14 protein-coding genes and 1 pseudogene are annotated in these 19,215 nt (G+C 69.0%); 2 read left to right on the top strand and 13 right to left on the bottom strand.

Going from position 1 to position 19,215, the window contains the following annotated elements:
• Positions 1 to 38: 38 nt before the first annotated feature.
• A complete protein-coding gene (gene bfr, locus ACWEKS_RS18690) occupies positions 39 to 518 on the top strand; it encodes a bacterioferritin (protein ID WP_379399429.1) in 480 nt (159 codons plus the stop codon).
• Positions 519 to 547: 29 nt separating this feature from the next.
• Here the strand turns inward: bfr and ACWEKS_RS18685 are convergent.
• Positions 548 to 3,289, bottom strand: a pseudogene (locus ACWEKS_RS18685) (aminotransferase class I/II-fold pyridoxal phosphate-dependent enzyme); the annotation flags it as partial.
• Between the two features lie 290 nt (positions 3,290 to 3,579).
• On the opposite strand from ACWEKS_RS18685, the gene ACWEKS_RS18680 reads away from it, so the two are divergent.
• On the top strand, positions 3,580 to 4,062 hold the full coding sequence (locus tag ACWEKS_RS18680; RefSeq protein ID WP_452341242.1) for a hypothetical protein: 483 nt from the start codon (positions 3,580 to 3,582) through the stop codon (positions 4,060 to 4,062).
• A 34-nt stretch (positions 4,063 to 4,096) separates the two neighbouring features.
• On the opposite strand, the gene ACWEKS_RS18675 is transcribed toward ACWEKS_RS18680, so the two are convergent.
• Genes ACWEKS_RS18675 through ACWEKS_RS18620 form a run of 12 tightly spaced genes read right to left on the bottom strand, consistent with a single transcriptional unit; the run spans position 4,097 to position 19,053 of the window.
• The gene (locus tag ACWEKS_RS18675) at positions 4,097 to 4,558 is read right to left on the bottom strand and encodes an anthrone oxygenase family protein (RefSeq protein WP_452341241.1); all 462 of its coding nucleotides are present in this window, start codon (positions 4,556 to 4,558) and stop codon (positions 4,097 to 4,099) included.
• A 24-nt stretch (positions 4,559 to 4,582) separates the two neighbouring features.
• Entirely contained in the window at positions 4,583 to 10,069 is a 5,487-nt protein-coding gene (locus ACWEKS_RS18670; RefSeq protein ID WP_452341240.1) for an ATP-binding protein, read from the bottom strand.
• A gap of 47 nt (positions 10,070 to 10,116) precedes the next feature.
• Complete coding sequence (locus ACWEKS_RS18665) at positions 10,117 to 10,566, bottom strand: hypothetical protein (protein ID WP_452341239.1); 450 nt, start codon at positions 10,564 to 10,566, stop codon at positions 10,117 to 10,119.
• Positions 10,567 to 10,580: 14 nt separating this feature from the next.
• Entirely contained in the window at positions 10,581 to 11,741 is a 1,161-nt protein-coding gene (locus tag ACWEKS_RS18660; RefSeq protein ID WP_452341238.1) for an FAD-dependent monooxygenase, read from the bottom strand.
• Positions 11,738 to 12,184, bottom strand: coding sequence for a nitroreductase/quinone reductase family protein (locus ACWEKS_RS18655; RefSeq protein ID WP_452341237.1), 447 nt, complete (start codon positions 12,182 to 12,184; stop codon positions 11,738 to 11,740). Before ACWEKS_RS18655 ends, ACWEKS_RS18660 begins: the two co-directional genes overlap by 4 nt.
• A gap of 2 nt (positions 12,185 to 12,186) precedes the next feature.
• Entirely contained in the window at positions 12,187 to 12,948 is a 762-nt protein-coding gene (locus ACWEKS_RS18650; protein WP_452341236.1) for an alpha/beta fold hydrolase, read from the bottom strand.
• Positions 12,945 to 15,269, bottom strand: coding sequence for a beta-ketoacyl synthase N-terminal-like domain-containing protein (locus ACWEKS_RS18645; protein ID WP_452341235.1), 2,325 nt, complete (start codon positions 15,267 to 15,269; stop codon positions 12,945 to 12,947). Before ACWEKS_RS18645 ends, ACWEKS_RS18650 begins: the two co-directional genes overlap by 4 nt.
• Positions 15,266 to 16,558: a beta-ketoacyl-[acyl-carrier-protein] synthase family protein gene (locus ACWEKS_RS18640; RefSeq protein ID WP_452341234.1), complete on the bottom strand. Its 1,293-nt coding sequence runs from the start codon at positions 16,556 to 16,558 to the stop codon at positions 15,266 to 15,268. The genes ACWEKS_RS18645 and ACWEKS_RS18640 overlap by 4 nt, the downstream gene beginning before the upstream one ends.
• Positions 16,555 to 16,959 carry a 3-hydroxyacyl-ACP dehydratase FabZ family protein gene (locus ACWEKS_RS18635; RefSeq protein ID WP_452341233.1) on the bottom strand — a complete coding sequence of 135 codons (405 nt, stop codon included), beginning with the start codon at positions 16,957 to 16,959 and terminating at the stop codon, positions 16,555 to 16,557. The genes ACWEKS_RS18640 and ACWEKS_RS18635 overlap by 4 nt, the downstream gene beginning before the upstream one ends.
• On the bottom strand, positions 16,956 to 18,212 hold the full coding sequence (locus ACWEKS_RS18630) for a beta-ketoacyl-[acyl-carrier-protein] synthase family protein (protein WP_452341232.1): 1,257 nt from the start codon (positions 18,210 to 18,212) through the stop codon (positions 16,956 to 16,958). The genes ACWEKS_RS18635 and ACWEKS_RS18630 overlap by 4 nt, the downstream gene beginning before the upstream one ends.
• A complete protein-coding gene (locus ACWEKS_RS18625) occupies positions 18,209 to 18,649 on the bottom strand; it encodes a hypothetical protein (RefSeq protein ID WP_452341231.1) in 441 nt (146 codons plus the stop codon). The genes ACWEKS_RS18630 and ACWEKS_RS18625 overlap by 4 nt, the downstream gene beginning before the upstream one ends.
• Before the next feature lie 5 nt (positions 18,650 to 18,654).
• Positions 18,655 to 19,053, bottom strand: a complete 399-nt coding sequence (locus ACWEKS_RS18620; RefSeq protein WP_452341230.1) for an acyl carrier protein — start codon at positions 19,051 to 19,053, stop codon at positions 18,655 to 18,657.
• Positions 19,054 to 19,215: the final 162 nt, after the last annotated feature.

Raw genomic sequence — 19,215 nt, 5'->3', positions numbered from 1 at the left:
CCTCGCCAGCCCGTGTGATCTGTGCCACGATCACGCCCATGAAGGGCGACAAGGACATCATTGCACTGCTCAATGACCAGCTGACGGCCGAACTCACCGCGATCAACCAGTACTTTCTGCATGCCAAGATGCAGGAGCACTGGGGCTTCCCGAAACTGGCCCAGCACACCCGTCACGAGTCGATCGACGAGATGCGGCACGCGGAAATCCTCACCGATCGAATCCTGTTTCTCGATGGGCTTCCCAACTATCAGAAACTCGGCCTGCTACGTATCGGACAGACCGTCGCCGAACAGCTGCAGGCCGATCTGCAGATCGAAATCGACGCCGTCGACCGGCTGCGCCCGGGCATCGAGCTGATGCGCTCGCGAGGCGACGCGACCTCGGCTCGCCTCTTCGAGCAGATCCTCGAGGACGAAGAGCAGCACGTCGACTACCTGCAGACGGAACTCGACCTCCTCGAGAAGCTCGGCGAAGCGCTCTATCTCCAGCGCTATACCGACGCCCCGGAGGACTGACCCTGCCTCGTCACAGTCGGCACACCGTCGACCGTGGCGACGCCCAGGCGCCGGGCCGTGAGCCGCGCGAGCGCGGCATCGGTGAAGACCGACAACCCGAGGTCGGGGTTGTAGCCGTGGATTTCCTTGACGTCGAGCTCGGCCAGGAAATAGAGGATCTCCCGCGAGATCACCTGACCCGGGACCAGCACCGGGAAGCCGGGCGGATAGGGGACGACGAAAGTCGTCGACACCAGGGTCTTTCCCTGGGCGATCCGGCGCCCGGCTTCGCCGAGCAGGACGTGCTCGCGGTCGGACTCCTCATATCCGGCGTAGAAGGCCGATCGCATGTCGCCGAACGAGCTGGCGCCGTCGGGACGGAAGGCGGTGTCGAACTCGCTGAAGTCGGGAAGCGCGGGCAGATCCTTGGTGATGGCGTCGACCCGGCGCAGGTGCAGGGCGCGATCGGCCTTGCCGACCGCGCTCTCGCTGCGCTCGAAGTCGGTGGCGATCCGCCGCAGCACGTCGAGCAGGTACTGCACGCTCGACCAGGTGACGCCGATCGTGAAGATCAACAGCACGCTGTTGATCGAGGTCTTGTTGATCTGGATGCCGAACCGGTCCATCAGGATCTTCCCGCGGAACTCGTATCCGTTCATGCCGGTCTTGCCGATGAACAGGGTGACCCGTGTCGCGTCGAGCACGAACTGATCGGACCGCCACGCCTCGTTCCACTCCGCCAGCCCACCCTGCCTGACCTGCCGGTACGAGCTGACTTCGGAGGCCCGGAACTCCTCGGGCACCAGGTCGGCCTCGTCCAGGATGCGGAACCACTTGCCGATCAGCCGGTCCTTGCGGACCCGGTGCCGGAAGACCAGCGCCATGTCGTAGACGTTCCGGACCAGCTGAAAGCCCTCGATGTCGACCTGCCGGCGCGCCAGGTCCAACGACGCCAGCAGTTGCTGGTTCGGCGAGGTCGAGGTGTGGGTCAGAAACGCCTCGGTGAACATCTCGCGGACGCGGGCTGCGAAATCCTGGTCGCGGATATGGATCATCGACGCCTGCCGAAGCGCCGACAGCGACTTGTGGGTGGAATGCGTCGCGTATACACGCACCCGCGCGCGCCCGGGGTCGGGAAGAAGCCGGCGGTCGGCCCACTCGGCACGGTCCACGCCCTCCATCGACGCCTGCCACCGGCGGTACTCCCGGGCGTAACCGGGTGAGGACAATGTCGATTCGAGTTGCTCGGCGGCGACCATCGCGGTCCGCTGCCGGGCCCACGGCACCGCGGTCGCGAACGCGTACCACGCCTCGTCCCACAGGAAGCAGATGTCCGGCTTGATCGCCAGCACCTCCTCCATCACCCGCCGGGGGTTGTAGACGATGCCATCGAACGTGCAGTTGGTGAGCAGCAGCATGCGCACTCGGTCCAGCTGCCCGGCAGCCTCGAGGTCCAGCAACGCCTTCTTGATGGTGTGCAGGGACACCGCTCCGTAGATCGCGAACGGCGCGAGCGGGTAGGCGTCCAGGTACATCGGGTACGCGCCGGCGAGCACCAGGCCGTAATGGTGCGACTTGTGGCAATTGCGGTCGATCAGAACGATGTCACCCGGCCGGGTCAGAGCCTGCACGACGATCTTGTTCGCGGTGGATGTGCCGTTGGTGACGAAGTACGTCTGATCGGCGCACCACGTCGCGGCGGCCTTGTCCATGGCCGCCCGGATCGTGCCGTGCGGGTCCAGCAGCGAGTCCAGCCCGCCGGAGGTGGACGACGTCTCCGCCATGAAGATGTTGCGGCCGTAGAACTCGCCCATGTCCTGCAGCGACTTGGAGTTGAAGATGCTGGCGCCGCGCGCGACGGGAAGGGCGTGGAATTGGCCGACCGGTGCGGCCGCATAGGCCCGCAGCGCATCGAAAAACGGTGTGGCGAAACGGTTCCGGATGCCGGCGAGCACTGTGCTGTACAGGTCGGTGACATCGTTGAGCCGGTAGAACGTGCGGTCGTAGACGTCCAGCTCGCCCTCGGTCTCCGCGGCGATGGACTCGTCGGTCAGCAGATACAGGTCGATATGAGGCCGCAGTTTCCTGATCCACTCACCGCATTCGACCCAGTCGTGGGTGCGGTCGGTCACGACCACGTCCTCGTTGGCGCCGAGCAGCGTGTTCATCAACGGCACCCGGTCGCGGGAACGCAGCGGCAGGTCATGGCGGATGATCGCCGCCTGAATCTCGCCGTTCAACGCGACGGCGGTGATGGCGTCCTCGATGCTCGTGACGACGAGCAGCTCGAACTGCACATCGTCGGACGGGTCGCGCAGCGCCCGCAGGCTCTCCGCCAGGCTCTCGGGAGCCTCGGGCGGGGAATCGTCGCCGAGCACGACGGTATAGAACTGCTGCTGTTTGGTCCGGGCCACGAGCTCCTGATCGGCCAAGGGCGCGGAGGTGTCGAACAGGGCGGTGCGGTCGCCGTACTCGGAGAGCAGGCGCACGGCCAGCGACACCTCCTCGGTGAGCCGCGCCGTGGCCAGGTCGGCGACATATCTGTGAAACGCCGCCAGTCGCTCCGCTCCCGGATACAGCCAGTACCGCTCGTAGGCGCCGAGACGATCGAGGAGACGTCGCACCACGGCGGCTTCGTGTGTGGTGTCCTGACCGGCACGGTGGACATCGGCCAGCTGACGGCACGCGTCGTCGAGCAGATTCCACGTGTCGATGCGCGAGTACGACGGGTTGGCGACCGCCGCCAGCGCGGAAACACTGAGTCGTTTCGGTCGCTCACCATCTCGGTGCATGTCGGTTCCGCCCCAATCAGTACAGACGAGGTGGGTCTGTCGAAAACGACAGATCGCTCTGGAACAGTCATCCCTGCAAGTATTGTGTCCCGTTGTCGAGCAAATTCCTAGCTCGCGTTCGGCGGCAGTATGCCGCCGCCGGGTTGCCCCGCGGCGACGCGCGGGGTGATGCCGTGAATATCGGATCTCGGGTTGTTTTACTGGCAGGGTGCTCGTTCAGGGCGGTCGTCAGCACGTCGCCGATCTCGATGCACGCAGGAATCAGCAGGAATCAACTGTGAGGAGGGCTAGTGACGAAGAACGTGATTCGCGGGGTTGCCGGCACGGTCGGCAAGCTGGGTTTCGCGGGCGCAATCGCAAGCGCGCTGGTTCTGGGGCAGCACGCCGTCGCTCACGCCGCGGAGACGACCACGTTCCAGCTCCCATTGATGGAAGTATCCCAATCGATGGGAGGTCCGAAGCAATTCACGATCGCCTTGACGGCGACCGTCGGCGAACAACGCGGCGTCACCACCTTCGGGATCGCCACCCCACCTCAGTTCGACGGTGGCAGCCTGCTCGACCCGGCCGTCCAGATCCATTGGGCGAACCTGACGACCGGAAAAACGGGTGTGACCGACCTGCCCATTCGAGCAATTGCGCAGCAGCCCTGCGACTGCGCCCCGGCATCGGTATCGGTGTTCACCGGAGCCGGCCGGATCGCCGCTGCCGCCACCGCCAACGGCGTAGCCGTCAACCTGTTCTCAGGGCTCGGTACGTTCACGGCTTCTTGAGCCCCGCGGTCTCCGCGAAACGCCTGAAGCTCGGTCAGCCGAGCTGGGTGGCGATCTCCGCGGAGAGGAGGACGAAGCCGATCAGCAGCAGCCATGAACGCAATCCCTGGAAGAACTCCCATTTGTTGCGGATCTGCTTCCAATGTTCCGGCGGCGCTTCGGCATTCCACCGTGCCGTGGACAGGTTGATGGGGACGTTGAAGATGACCGTCGAGATGATCGCCGCCGTGAAGGAGGCCGCCGAGGCCACGCCGAGTACGCGGGAGGCACCGCCGAGGTGCCAGACGTCGACCGCGTAGCTCACTCCGATGATCACGGTGATGATCATCAAGGGCGGCATGACCCGGCCGAATGTCCTCAGCAGGCCTTGCTCGACCTGGAGGTGCTCGGTCCGGGGCAGGCGTCGCACCACCGGGTGGACGAATGCGTAGGACCCGAATTCGGCGCAGGCGGTGAAACCGGTGAGCACCAGGGCGGCGAATGCGAACCAATTCATGGCGGCCTCTCGGATCGGTGTCGGTTACTCGGGTCGGGTCGCGAGCGCGGCCGCGATACGCGGTCGCAACTCGGCGGCGGGGACGACAGCATCGACCGAGCCGACTTCGACGGCCCGCTGAATGCTGTGGACCTCGTCGAACTCGGCGGCCACGGCCGACAGGTGTTCGGCCCGCACTCTGGTCCGCAGGTCGGCCAGTTCGGTGACCAGTTCGGCGCGCTTCCCGGCGTCATCGGTGGCATCGATGCGCTGCCGGAGTCCGCGGACGCCGGGGTCGTCGGCGGTGCGGGCGTCGACGGTGCGGGCGAATACCACGGCGGCCGCGGGGGCGCCGCCGATCACCGAGGCGAAGGAGCCCTCGACGGCCAGGACCGTCATGTCGGGGTTGAGTGCCTTGGAGAAGACCACGAACGCGCCGCCGTGATAGCGGGAGATCACACAGAACACGATGCGTCCGTCGAAATTCACTATGGCGCGGCCGATTTCGGCGCCGTACTCCAGCTGCAATCGCCGCATCGATTCCGGGGAGCCGTCGAAACCGGACAGGTTCGCCAGCACCACCACCGGGCGGTTGCCGCTGGCGGCGTTGATGGCGCGAGCCACCTTCTTCGATGACAGCGGGAAGAGCGTTCCGGCGGTGAACGACTCGGGTCCGTCGGCGGGCGGGAAGCCGTGGCGGGCGACCTGCGCGGATTCGATGCCGATCAGGCAGACCGACCGGCCGGCGATGCGGGCGTCGGTCACCACCGCGGTGTCGGCCTCCGCCATGTCCGCCCACCGCTCCGAGATCGGATGGTCCTGGTCCGATACCGCTTGCAGGACAGCGCGAATCGAGAACGGCTTCTTCCGGTCCGGGTTGGTGGCCGGACTGAAGATATGACCCACGGTGGTGAAATCGCTGTCGGGGTGGCGGTGCGGGAACTCGGTGACATCCCGGGTGACCGGGTCGGCGGTCGCGGCCCGGCGCGGGCCGGACTCGCCGGCGGCGACATACGAGTGCTCGTAGTGACCGATCAGAATCGCCTGTGCGGCAGCGATGTTGGGCGCGAAGTACTGGGATTGACCATTGGGGCCCATCACGCGGGCATACCCGCCGATGCCGAAGTTGTCCTCGGCGGATACTCCGCCGGAGAAGTCCAGCGACTGCTTACCGGTCAGCACCATGGCGCTCGCGGGGGTCATCACGAGAATTCCCCTGGTGTGCATCAGCATGGTGGCCTCGGCGTTCCAATATGGCTGCGCGCCCACATTGATGCCCGCCACGACGATATTGATCTCACCGCCGGCCTGGGTGAACTGGACGATGCGCCGCAGCACCCGGGCGACCCAATCCATGTTCTCGGTGCCGGAATCCATCGAGATGCGGGCGCCCGACGACAGGGCGTACCACTCCAACGGCACCCGTCGGCGTTGCGCCAACTCCAGCGCGGCGTCGATGCGGGCGCATTCGGGTTCACCGAGCGCGCCGAGTTCGCGGTAGGGGTCGCCGAGCAGCACGATCCGTTGCACCCCTTCCGGATGCAATTCGGTCGGCGTGGACACGGCGCCGACGACGATTCCGGCCCGGTTCCGGCCACGGGGCCGGTCGACCTCGATCAGCGCGGAGCCGTCGGAGTCGAGGTCGAGCTCGGTGAACCTCCCGCCCGCCCCGCGCACCAGGTCGACCAGCTCGTAGGGATAGATCGCCCCGCGGCGGCGCACGCGCAGCACCTTCTGGTCGTAATCCGTCAGCGGCGCCAGCGGTTCGGCGGGCGGCGCGTCGACGGTGACCTCGGTGCCGCCGGTCAGGTCGTAGCGGAATCGGGTGACCTGGAAGTCGTAGGAGCCGTCCGGCTGACGCACGCGGCCGTGGACGACCACCTCCTGGATGCCCGCTCGCACGATCTGGGGCGCGGTGGCGTGCAGCCAATCCGCCAGCGCAGCGATGTCGACATCGATGACCGGCCGGATGTCGAGCCACACGTGGTTCAGTTCCAGACGGGTACCGACCGGATCGAGTTCCCGCTGTGCCTGTGCCACCACCTCCACGCAGGCATTGAGCACGGTCTCCGCACCGCGCACCATGATGATCGCGCCGACGCCATCGCGAACCGGCTCGAAGCGGCGCACCTGGGCCATGGCGACCAGCCGCTGGTCGGCCGGATTCTCCTTGGCCACCAGGTGATAGGCGGCCATGTCGGGCGGTGTGGGCAGGCGGTCGAGATGGAAATTGCGCAGTCGCCACAGGTGCAGTCGGCGGCCGACCAGCGGGTGCACACCGCGAATCACGGTGTCCTCCACCAGATCACCGGTGCGGCGGCGGAAGGTGAAATGCTCCAGCGGCGCGCCGTCCGGCGGCGCCAGCGCGACCGTGATCCGCCGCGTGTACGGCGCCAATCCGGTGCCGCGCAGTGCCGTGAGCAGATCGGCCGCCCGTTCGTCGATCGAGTCCGGTGCGTCGGGCCAGTACAGCAACAGATCGACGACATGGACATGGTCGGCGGGCGAGCCGTCGAGCAACCCGCACAGTGCGGTCACCAGCACGCCGGTCGGACCGTCGCGCAGATCGCTCATGCGGGCCACGGTGGCAACGCAGGTGGTCGGAACGGTGTTGCGGGGCCGCAGTTCCAGCCGGTAGTCGCACACCGCGAAGGCGCGTCCGGCGATCGTCACCGTGCGCACGCTCCGCAGGTGCTGTTCGCCGTAGCGGCGGCGGCACATCACTTCCAGGAGCGGATCCACGGGGGCGTGCGTGTCACGCCGCAACCGGGCCACCACGATGCGGTCCAGCGACTCCGGAATATCGGCGATGGCGGTGATCCGCCGCGTCCGCTCCGGCGAGTCCGGAATGCTCGCCAGGGCGCGCAGTTCGTCCGGGATGCCGGCCAGCATGGCGGCGCGAGCCGCCTCGGACTCGGGATGCAGGTACCAGCGGAACTGGACGCTGCGGGCCAGTTCGGCCAGCACCGGCATGCGTGCGCCCGCGATCCTGATCAGCCGTTCCAGTGCGTTCCGCACCGCCGGATCGGCGTCCGGGCGCGGCTCGGTCAGCCACACCTTGAGCAGTTCCTGCACCGCCCGGGTGGCGTCGTCGAATCGCTTGCCCGCGAGGACGATCCGATACACCGCCTGCTCCAGCTCGGGCGTGCGGTCGAAGTCGCCGACTCCGTAGCGGAGCAATCCGGCCGTCAAGGCCTGCCGGAATCCGGCGGACAGTGCCCCGCGCCGGACGTCCAGGCTCTGCAGGTAGATGTGCAGCTGCTCACGCCGGCTGCGGTGCGAGTCCTCTTCGGGCGCCGGGTCCGACAGTTCGGCCACATCGCAGAAGGCATCGATCACCTCGGCCTCGGCGACCAGCGGCGCGGAGTGGGCCGCCACGAGATCGTTGCGCCCGCGAAGATAGCGGGTCAGCGCGGAATCGGACTCGGTGACGTGGTCGAAACCCAGTATCGTGCAGGACAATTCCTGCAACGCGCGCAACGCGGTCGCGGACGGTGAGTGATCGTCGGTGAGGACCGGCAGCACCTGGCCCGCTGGTTCCTGCGGGGCCGCGTCGGATGCCTCGCCCATCGGCTCCAACTGAGCCATCAGCGTTCCGGTGGTCACCTGACTGCCGACGGAGACCAGCAGCGCGCGCACCCGCGCGTCGAACGGCGCCGGCAGCACCGTCTCCATCTTCATGCTCTCCAGCACCACCACCGGTGCTCCGGCAGCGATTTCGTCGCCGGCGGCGACCGGCGTGGCGACCACCAGCGCCGGGGCGGGCGCGCGCACGGCGCCGCCCTCGTCCCGGCTCACGCGATGGGCGACACCGTCGACCTCCACCACGTGCACGGTGCCGTGGACGGCCGTGACGATGCGGTAGGTGCGGTCGCCGACGGTCAATCGGCTGGAATAGCGATCACGCCGCTCCACGGAGGCGTCGAATCCGATGCCGTCGATGGTGATCCGGTAGCGGTCGGCGCCGGTCCGGGCCGCGACGGTGCGATGGGTGCGGCCGGAGAGCTTGACCTCCACCGCCCGCACGGCCTCGTCGAGGACCTGCGGGCGACCGCCGCGGCCGGTTTCCCACAGCCTGGTCCGGCGCGCCTGCTCGTCCTCCTCGTAGCCGGCGATCGCTGCCGCCGCCAACGCGATTCCGGCCTGCTGAGCAGGTACGAGGCCGCCTTCGCCGCGGACGCGGTCGACCCAGCGGGTGTCGGCGGTGGCGTCGATCACCTCGGCGGCTTCCAGGAGCGACATCAGCAGGCTCTTGTTGGTCGCACCGCCCTCGATCACCACCGTGGTTTCCGCGACCGCGCGCCGCAGCCGCGCCAGCGCCTCGTCCCGATCCCGGCCGTAGGCAATGATCTTGGCGATCATCGAGTCGAAATCCGGTGGGATCTCATCGCCTTCGATCACGCCGGTATCGATGCGGATGCCCGGTCCGACCGGCCAGCGCAGCAGTTCGATCCGACCGGGGGCGGGGGCGAAATCGCGGTCGGCGTCCTCCGCATTGAGGCGAGCCTCGACCGCGTGGCCGCGCTCGGCCGGGCGCTCACCACGCAGCGGCAGTCCGGCGGCCACCTCGATCTGCGCCTTGACCAGGTCGATGCCGGTCGTCAGCTCGGTGACGGGGTGCTCGACCTGCAGTCGGGTGTTGACTTCCAGGAAGGCGAACAGCCGCTCCTGAGGCTGGTAGAGGAATTCCACCGTGGCCGCGCCGCAGTAGCCGACGGCAAGTGCCAGCTGTTCGGCCGAATTCTTCACTGTCGCAATTTGTTCCGAGTCCAGCAGCGGCGAGGCCGACTCCTCGATGATCTTCTGATTACGGCGCTGAACGGAGCAGTCGCGCACGCCCAGCGCCCATGCCGTGCCGTGCGCGTCCGCGATGATCTGCACCTCGATGTGCCGGGCGCCGTTGACCAGCCGCTCGAGAAATACCGTCCCGTTGCCGAACGACCGGAGCGCCTCCTCGCTGGTGCGGGTGTAGGCCTCGCGGAGCTCCTGCGGCGAGGCGACGATCCGGATCCCGCGCCCGCCGCCGCCCGCGGTCGCCTTCAGCATCAGGGGATAGCCGATTTCCTCGGCCTTCTCCAGGGCGGCCGGCAGCGAGTCGACCGGCCCGCGGCTCCAGGCCGCGACCGGTACCCCGACCTGTTCGGCGAGCAGCTTGGCGCCGATCTTGTCGCCCAGCGCCCGCATGGCCGCGGCGCTGGGACCGAGGAATGTCACCCCGAGCCGGTCGCACAGCTCGACGAAGGCCGGGTCCTCGGCAACGAAACCCCAACCGGCCCAGGCGGCGTCGGCGCCGGTCTCGGTCAGCGCCCGCTCCAGGACAGTGAGGTCCAGGTACGGCCGCGCGGACGCGGGCCCGAGACAGTACGACTGATCCGCGTCGCGAACGAATCCCGCGTGGCGCTCGCCATCGGTGTACAGCGCGACGGTCCGTAGTGGTTCGCGATCTCGGTGCTCGGCATTGAACTCCCGGACCGCATGAATCAGGCGGCGAGCCGCCTCCCCACGGTTGACGATGGCGATGCGCGTGAACATGACTACTCCTGAAGCGGAACTTCTTCGAGACGAGGGATTCGAAACGGCTAGCGGCGCAGCAGCGCCACGCCGAGGCTGACCAGTCCGGCGGTCAGGCTGGCCACACCGAGCCAGAGCAACACCACCAGGGAGTTCGGCTGGGTACGCCCGTCGCCGATCGCCGACAGGAAGAATCCCGCCGAGATCAGCACGGCCGCGGCCGGGGTCGCCAGCCGGGTGACGAGGCCGAACCATCCGGTCAGCCGCACGGAGTCGGTGAGGATCAACGAGATCAGCGCGAGGATCAGCAGCACACCCGCGTGCGCGTGACCGGCGCGCTCGAAGCTCTCCTGGAATGTGGTCTGCGGCACCTTGCCGGTGTCGACCTGGGTGAGGAAGTATCCGCCGAATTCCACGCCGACCATGATCAGCAACAGGATTCCGGCGATGCGCCGCGTGGCCGGTGTGAAGACCGGCGCCTCGACTCCGGCCGGGCGGGTCTGGTTTTCGATCGACATGGACTGGTTCCTTTCTACAACTGCGGAATGAGATCGGCGCGGGCCCGGCCGGCGGATTGCATGGCGTAGACGGTGCGCAGCACGACGTTGTCCCGGACCGCGCGCAGTGGTGCGGCCTCGAGCAGGCTCATACGGCTCACGATGCGCGAGGTCTTGACGAACTCGTTGGCGCGGCCGATGCGACGCCGCTCGTATTCCCGCAGCGCGGCAACGGGATCGGTGGCCGAGACCAGGACGCGCGACAGGCACACCGCGTCCTCGATCGCCTGCCCGGCGCCCTGCGCCATGTCGGGCGTCATCGGGTGGGCGGCGTCCCCGAGCAGGGTCACGCGGTCGAATCCCCAGTGCGGCAGGGGATCCCGATCGACGATATCGGTGCGCAGAATCGCTTCCGGTGCGGTGGCGGCGAGCATGCGCTGAATGTGGGCGGGCCAGCCCCGGTAGACCTCCAGCACGGCGGCCTTGCGGCCCTCGGCCGGATCCGGCACCCGGGGTGGGGACTTCACGAGTGCGAGCCAGTACAGGCGCCCGCCGCTGACGTTGTAGTGGAGTATCCGAGCGCCCGGACCCCAGTAGATCCGCATCTCCCCCAGCGGCATCTCCGGATCGGTGTAATCGGTGATGCCGCGCCAGGCGGTTATCCCGGAGTAGTGCGGCTGGGCGGGCCCGTGCAGCTGGCGGCGGACGATCGATGATATGCCGTCCGCGCCGACCAGCACATCGCCCTCCACGCTGCTGCCGTCCGCGAGCCGGACCAGCACCCGCCGGGTGTTCTGTTCGAAGCCGATCACCTCGACACCCAGGCGCAACGCATCCGCGCCGGCGGATTCGAGCAGCAGGCGATGCAGCTCCGGGCGGCTCACACCGACCGAGGGGGCACCGATCTCGCCGCCCAGCGTCGCCAGGTCGAGCCCGCCGAGCCGGCGGCCCCGCCAGTCCAGGTAGCGATGTGCGGTGACCTCGGTACCGATCGCGGCCACGCGGCCGGCGAGGTCCACATGCTGAAGGGCCCGTAGGGCATTGGCCCACAGGTGCACTCCCGCGCCCTTGGCGAGATCCTCCGCCTTGCCGACCTTCTCGACGACGACGGCATCGATGCCGACCCTGCGCAGGGCAATGGCGGTGGTCAGTCCGCCGATTCCGGCGCCCGCGACGATGACCCGGCCGATCGTCATTGCCCCGCACCCAGTTCCACCGCGATGCTGACCCGGCCGCCGGTGGTGACCGCGCGGGCGATCTCGGCGTCCGGCACCCGGCCGTTCTCGGTGGCCAACTCCGCCGGACCCGCGTAGGAGGGAATGGCGTCGACGAGGGTGCGCAGGATGGCCGCTCCTTCGGCCGGGTCGGACACCGGGGTGGCCACACCCTCGACCGTGCGGCCGCGCAGCAGCAGCGTGACCGGCGCGCCGCCCGTCAGATTGCGGTGCCACGGCGAATCCGTGGACAGCAGAACGCGATTGCCCTCGCGCACATAGGCCATCGGCGTCGAATAGATTCGGCCCGACTTGCGTCCGGTGAAGGTCAGAATGCCGTATTTCGCGCTCATGAGGCTGTGCAACGGTGAGCGGATGATCAGCGACGGGAAGAAGTTCTTCGCACGGTCGACGAAGGTGGGCATGGTCAGCTCCTGATCGACGAGATGGTTCGATGGAATTCGCACAGGGTGTCGGCAATACCGGTGGTGTCCTCGATGTGCAGGCCGTGTCCGACGCCTTCGATATGCACGTGCCGGACGTCGGCGAGCGACGCGGTCGCGCGCCGGACATCGTTGTCCGACATGAACGCGCCGCGCGAGGCGTCGCCCTGGATCAGCAAGGCGGGACACCGGACTCGGACCAGCAGTTCGTCCGGGTCGTAGTCACGGGTCATCCGCCCGTCGTGGTACTGGGTGAGCACCTGCGCGTCGAACTGGTCCAGGGACTTCGCCAGCGAGCGCAGCGCCAGTGGCAGTCCGGCCAGCCACAGCAGCGCCGTCTCCCGCGGGATGTCGGCGGGATAGATGCCGGAATCCGCGATGACCAGCGACCGGACCAGATCCGGCCGCCGGGCGGCCACGGTCAGTGCGACCCAGCCGCCGAGCGAGTGCCCGTAGAGGTGCGCGGGTTCACCGACGACGCTGTCGATGAAATGGATGACGTCATCGGCGAAATCACCGATGCCGTAGTCGGCGGACCGCCCCGAGACGCCGTGGCCGCGCAGATCGGGCGCGTACTGGGCGTAGTGGTCGGACAGGGCCACCATCAGTGGGCTGTACACCTGCCAGCGCGCGCCGACACCGTGCAGCAGCACCAGCGGTGGCCCGTCACCGGCCAGCTCGCCGTACCCCAATTGCACGCCGCCGAGTTCGACCTGCTGGGCGAGCGGTCGAGCCCTGCGCGTCATAGGACCGGCCCGACGACGAGAGCGATGTGCGTGCCACCCAGCGAGCTGCTGAGCACCAGCGTCGGCCCGTCCAGGCCGTGGCCCGCGGTGGCCAGGGCCAGCGCCAGCGGCGCACCCGCACCGATGGGCTCACCGAACAACCGTTTCGGATCGAACCGCGCGGGCGTCGGTGGCCCCGCGAATACCCTTGCCAGAGCCGCATTTTCGGGCTCGTCTGCGGCCGGGACACCAATGCTGTTGGTCCACACCGCGCGCACGCCGTGCGGCTCCACGCCGGCCTGCTCGAGGGCCGCGCGGATCGCCCGCTCGACGCCATCGCCGTCGCGGTCCCACCGACCGACTCCCCGTGCGTCCGAGGCGATTCCGTAGCCGAGCAGCTCGGCACAGGCGGTCGCACCGCGGGCCGCCGCAGCGCTCGCCCGTTCCAGCAGCACCGCGATGCCGGCCTCGGCGATCCCGAATCCCGCGGTGGCCATCGGCCCGATCGCGCGGTAGGCATCGACGACCGTGTCGGTGAGGGTGTCGGCCGCGATGGCCAGCATACTGTCGGCCTCGTCGCGGGCGAGGATGTCGAAGGCGTAGGCGAGCGCGGCGGCTCCCGCGGCGTGGCCGGTGGTCACCGTGGTGGTGGGTCCGACCGCGCCCACATGCATGGTGACCTGTCCCGTGGCGGCGTTGTAGACGGTGTTCGGGAACAGCGCGGGGCTGGCGGCCCGGGGGCCGTTGTCGAACAGCGGCCGGGCGAAGGCCTCCATGGCGTCCATCGGCCCGATGCCCGTCCCGAGCACCGTGCCCACGCGCGTGCGGTTGCCGTCGTCGAGCGTCAATCCGCCGTCCTCGAGCGCGAGGCGCGAGGCGATCACGCTGAAGATGCCCAGCCGATCCATCCGGCGCCGCACCTTCGCCGAGAGGAACTCGCTCGCGTCGAGCGGAACCCGGCCGAGGCGAGCGCCGGATTCGTCCGTCGTGCACCGAAGCTGTTGCGCGAAGGCTTCTCTCAGTGATTTCGCCCCCACACCGGCACAGGTCAGCGCGCCGATCCCGGTGATCACCACGCGATCGGGAACCGGGGTGGCGGGCACCGCGGAGTCACGGGTCAGCACCAGCGACGCGTTCGCACCGCCGAAGGCGAAGTTGTTGGACATGGCGACCGGAATGTCCATGCTGCGTGGGATATTCGGCGTGTAGTCGAGATCGCAGTCAGGATCGCCCGGGGTGTAACTCGCGGTGGGCGGGGCGAGCTGTTCCTCGATCGCCTTCACGGTGACGATCGCCTCGACCGCGCCCGCGGCGCCGAGCAGATGGCCGATCATGGACTTGGTACTGCTGATCGAGACCGCGCTGCTGGCCTCGCCCAGGCCCACCTTCATGGCCATGGTTTCGGCCGGATCGTTCTTCGCGGTGCCGGTGCCGTGGCTGTTCACGTAGACGACATCCGCGGGCGCCAGGCCCGCCGCGCGCAGCGAGGCCTGGATCGCCCGGGCGGCGCCGGTGCCGTCCGGGCGGGGCGCGGTGGCGTGATAGCCGTCGGCCGACAGCCCGAGTCCCGCCACCTCCGCGAGGATCGGCCGCCCGAGCCGGGGCGCCAGGTCGGCGCGGACCAGCACCAGCATGCCGCTGCCCTCGCCGAGTGAAAGTCCCTGCCGGTCTTTGGAATACGGTGCGGCGGGGACCGGGGACAGGGACTCGAGCGAGTTGAATCCCGCCACCAGGACATCCGACAGCGCGTCGGTGCCGCCGGCGAGCACCGCATCGGCCCGCCCGGCTCGAATCAGATCCGCGGCGTAACCGACCGCGTTCGCGCCGGCCGCGCACGCCGTGTTGACCGACAGCACCGGGCCCCGCGCGCCGAACGCTCCGGCGACGGCCTCCGCCAGCGCCTGCGGCGGTGTGAAGAGCAGCACGCGCGGATCGACGGTCTCGCCGCGATCGCGGCCGCGGTACCAGTGCCGGGCGCTGAGCAGTCCGGCATTGCAGGTGCCGAGGACGACGCCGAACCGTTCGGCGGACACGACCTGCTCGATCTCCCCCACCGATTCCATGGCTTCCTCGGCGGCAACCAGAGCGAAATCCAGTGCGCGATCGACGAATCCCTCGGGATAGCCGACATCGTGCTTGGTGGTGTACGGACTGACGACCTCGCCGGCCAGCCGGGTGCGGAACCCGTCCATCGACATGAGCTCGACCGGGCGGATGGCCACCCGGCCCGCGCTCGCGCCGAGCCACAGGTCCGCCGCGGTGGGGCCCTGGGAGGTGATGGCGCCGACACCGACCACGGCGATGCGGCAGGGGGCAGGGGTAGTGGCGACTGCGGTGTTCATGACTGCGGAGTCCTTGCTGTGTGTGCACGGAGGACCAGAGCGACGTGCTGGCCCTGGAAGCCACGGGCCAGGGTCAGGGCGTGCCCGACCGGCTGCTCGTGACCCGGGTCGGTGACCCAGCGCGGACCGGCGCAGGCGGGGTCCGGATCGGTCAGCGTGGCGATCGGCGGCACCGCACCGTGCCGGACGATCAACGCGGCCACCGCCGCATTGAGGGCGCCCGCACCCGCCATCAGATGGCCGGCGGCCGCGGTGACCGCAGTCACCGGGAGCTGTTCCAGGCGGGGGCCGAAAACCGTACGCAGAGCCTCGATTTCGGCAGTGTCGACGCCGGGCACCGCCGCGCCCTCGGCGACGACGCAATCGATGGCGTCCGGTTCGATTCCGGCCTCGCGCAACGCGGAGCCGATCGCTCCTGCGGCGCCGGCCCCGGCAGCTGGATCGCCGGCGCCCGGCTGTGCGAATCCTCGCCCGAAGCCGATGATCTCGGCGTAGATGGACGCTCCGCGCTCGACCGCCGCGTCGGCGTCCTCGAGCACGACGAACGCCGCGCCGTCACCGGGTGCGAAGCCGTCACGCGCGCTGTCGAAGGGCCGGACCGCCGCGGCGCCGAGTTCGTTCCGGGGACTGAGCACCCCCATCGGATCCAGCTTCGTCATGCTCCACCACGAGGTCGGGTCGTCGAAGCCACCCGCGACCGCCATGGTGGCCTCACCGCGGCGCATCGCGCGGAAGGCGCGGCCGATCGCGGTGGCGCCGGCCTCGGCGGTACCCGCGAAATACGTGTTGGTGCCCCGCAATCCGTGTGCCTGGGAGATGTAGAAGAGTGCCGCTGCCTGCAATCCCTCGACGTAGAACAGGGGGTAGAAGGCCGCCGCGCCGTCGGTGCCCATGCGTGCCAGATCTGCGCTGCCATCGGGGTTGCGGGCGAGCAGCACCGCGTCGAGTACCTTGGCGGGCTCGGAAATCTCCTTGTTGCCACCCAGGAACAGCCCCGCGCGATCCGGGTCGGCGATCGGCAGGTCCGCATCCGCGAGCGCCAAAGCGGCACCGGCGACACCGAATTGGTCGTTGCGCGTCATGTTCCGCAGCACTCGCCGGTTCGCCGCGAACTGTGCGGGCTCGAAGTCGGCCACTTCGGCGCCCAGCCGCGAGCGCAGCGAACTCGCGTCGAAGCCGCGGAGGTCGCCGACCGCGCTGCGGCCGTCCAGCAGCCCTTTCCAGGTCTCCGCAGTACCGACACCGAGGCCGGTGACCAGCCCGATACCCGTGATGACGACGCGTTTCATCGGACACCCCCGGCTTCCGCCGCCGAAAGCTCCAGGCGGCCGACGGTTGTCACACGCTTGCCGTCCACCAGGACCCGGCCGGCGCAGACACCGGGCTCCAGCAGGTCGACGTGCAGGTGCATGCTGTCCCCGGGCCGGACGAAGTGGCGGTACCGGATCGTGCGCGCTGCCGCCAATTCCCATGCGCCCCCGACTGTTTCCGACATCAGCAGGGCGGCGAGCTCGCCGAGCGAGCCGAGGATCAGCACGCCCGGCAGGACCGGGAAGCGCGGGAAGTGACTGTCGAAGAGGGCGAGCGTGCTGGGCACATTGCGCACCGCCGCGGCGGTGCGGCCCGCCGTGAGGTCGACGATGCGGTCCAGGCCGACGAGTGCCGGCGCGGCCGCCGTGCGGGCGATCATGGCGTGTCCTTCCGCAGGATCAGGCAGGCGTTGGTGCCGCCGAACGCGAATGCGTTGACCATCACCGTGTCCGTGTCGATCGCCTGCGCCGCGTTCGCGACGTAGTTCAGATCGAGCGCGGGATCGGGGCGGTCGAGATTGATGGTGGGTGGCGCGTATCCGGTGCGCAGCACACCGAGCGCGCCCAGCAGTCCGGCACCGGCGGCGGCCGCGGTGAGGTGGCCGATCATCGACTTCACCGAGCTGATGGCCACTCGCTGGGCGTGCTCACCGAACACGTCCTTGATGGCCTTCGTCTCGCAGATGTCGTTGCCCGGCGTCGAAGTGCCGTGCGCGGCAATGTATCCGACCTCCGAGGGCGGCAGGCCCGCGTCTTCCAGGGCCTGCGCCATCGCCAGGCTGACGCCGCCGCCGTCCGGCGGCGGGTCGGTCATCCGGTAGGCGTTCATGGTGGCCGCGTACCCGACGATCTCCGCATGGACGTGTGCGCCGCGGGCGCGTGCCGACTCGAGGTCCTCGAGCACGAACATCACCGCACCCTCACCGAGCACGAAGCCGGACCGGTCGTCGCTGAACGGTCGCGATGCCCGCTGGGGCTCGTCGTCGTGGTCGGTGGTGAGCGCACCCAGCAGGGAGAAGCCGAGCACGTCGAGCCAGGAGATCAGCGAGTCGTAACCGCCGGCCAGCATCATGCGGGCCTCGCCCTCCTGGACGATCCGATAGGCCTCGCCGAGGGCGTGACCGGAGGCGGTGCATGCGGTGGAGACACCGACCATCGGGCCGGCGCAGCCACCGGCCCGCGCGATAGCGGCCGCGGGCGTGTTCTGATCGCGTTCGAGCACATGCTCGATCGGCTGCCGGTACAGCGGCAGCGATTCGCGGAGCCGATGAAAGATCTCGGCCATCTCGTCGAGGGCCGGCCGGCCTACCGTGGCGCCGACGCTGACACCGCGCTCGGCCGGGTGGTAGTCGCCGCCGCCCGGCAGGCCCGCGTCGGCGAGGGCTTCCAGGGCGGCGGCGACTCCGAAGGCACCGGGACGCGACAGATTGCGCCGCAGTGCCGGATCGGGGATGGCCGACTCGGCGTCGAAGTCCTTCACCATGCCCGCGATCTGTACCGCGAAGCTGGAGGCGTCGAAGACCGTGATCCGGCCGACTCCGGATCGGCCCTCCCGCAAAGCATTCCATGTGGTGCCGGCATCGTTGCCGACGGGCGTCACCGCCCCGATTCCGGTGATCGCGACTCGCCTCACGAGCGCACCAGTCCTTCCAGCAGGCGGACGGAGTCCGCGTCGTCGGCCAGGTCGACCGCGTCGATCAGGGCGCACATGACGTCGGTGGCGCGCATGATCAGCACGCCGCCGACGGTGGCCGTGCCCGCGAGCACGGCCATTTCGTCGGACATGGATTCGACGACGCCGTCGAGGACCACCTCATCGCCCGGCCGGGCGAAACCCAGGAACTCGACGCTGCCGATCTGCAGCAGCGCCGCGCGCTTGCGGCGCTCGGTGGAGAGCATGATCAGCCAGGTACCGGCCTGGCACAGCGCCTCGAGGACGAGCGGAGCCTCGAGCACCGGTCCGGCCGCCGTGTCGCGCAGACCCGGTTCCGCCGCGGAGACCAGCTTGCGGCCGCGGACCCGGGTACTCGGTTCGTAGTCGTCGATCCGGTCGATCAGGTGGAAACGCATGGCGCTCAGGCGGTGACAGCGGCGCGGGTCTCCACCAGCGCGACCAGGTTGGCGACGGTGAACAGGCTCATCACCCGTTCGGGCCGGAGCTTGCCGTCCAGATCCATCTCGGCCAGCTGCGGCATGACCTTCTTCAGCTGAGCCATGCCGGCCTCGGTGATGACGTTGGCTTCCTCATCGCCGAACTCCTCGTCCGGGATGCCGCCCTGCACGTAGTTGGACAGCTCGGCGACGGTGATCTTGGTGCCGGTGAGGCGTTCGATGCGGAACAGGATGTCGAGCAGATCGATGGACTCGGCGCCGAGCTCGTCGAGCAGGGACGCGTCGGCGGTCACCTCGTCCTCCTCGATGCCGAGAGCCTCGGCGACGGCGGTGCGGACCTGGGCGAACATGGTGTCGTTCATCGGAACTTCCTTACTTCTTCACAGGGTGGAAATGGGTTGTGCGGCTTACCATTCGGGGCGGCCGAGGCCGAGCTGCGCGCCGGCGCCGCCGTCGACGGCGATGGTCGCGCCGGTCGTGTAGGCGGCATCGGGCCCGGCCAGGTGGACGACCATCCCGGCGAC

Source organism: Nocardia sp. NPDC004711, from assembly GCF_053601595.1.
The sequence above is the reverse complement of the archived record's forward strand: the minus strand, read 5'-3'. Positions and strand labels throughout refer to the sequence as shown.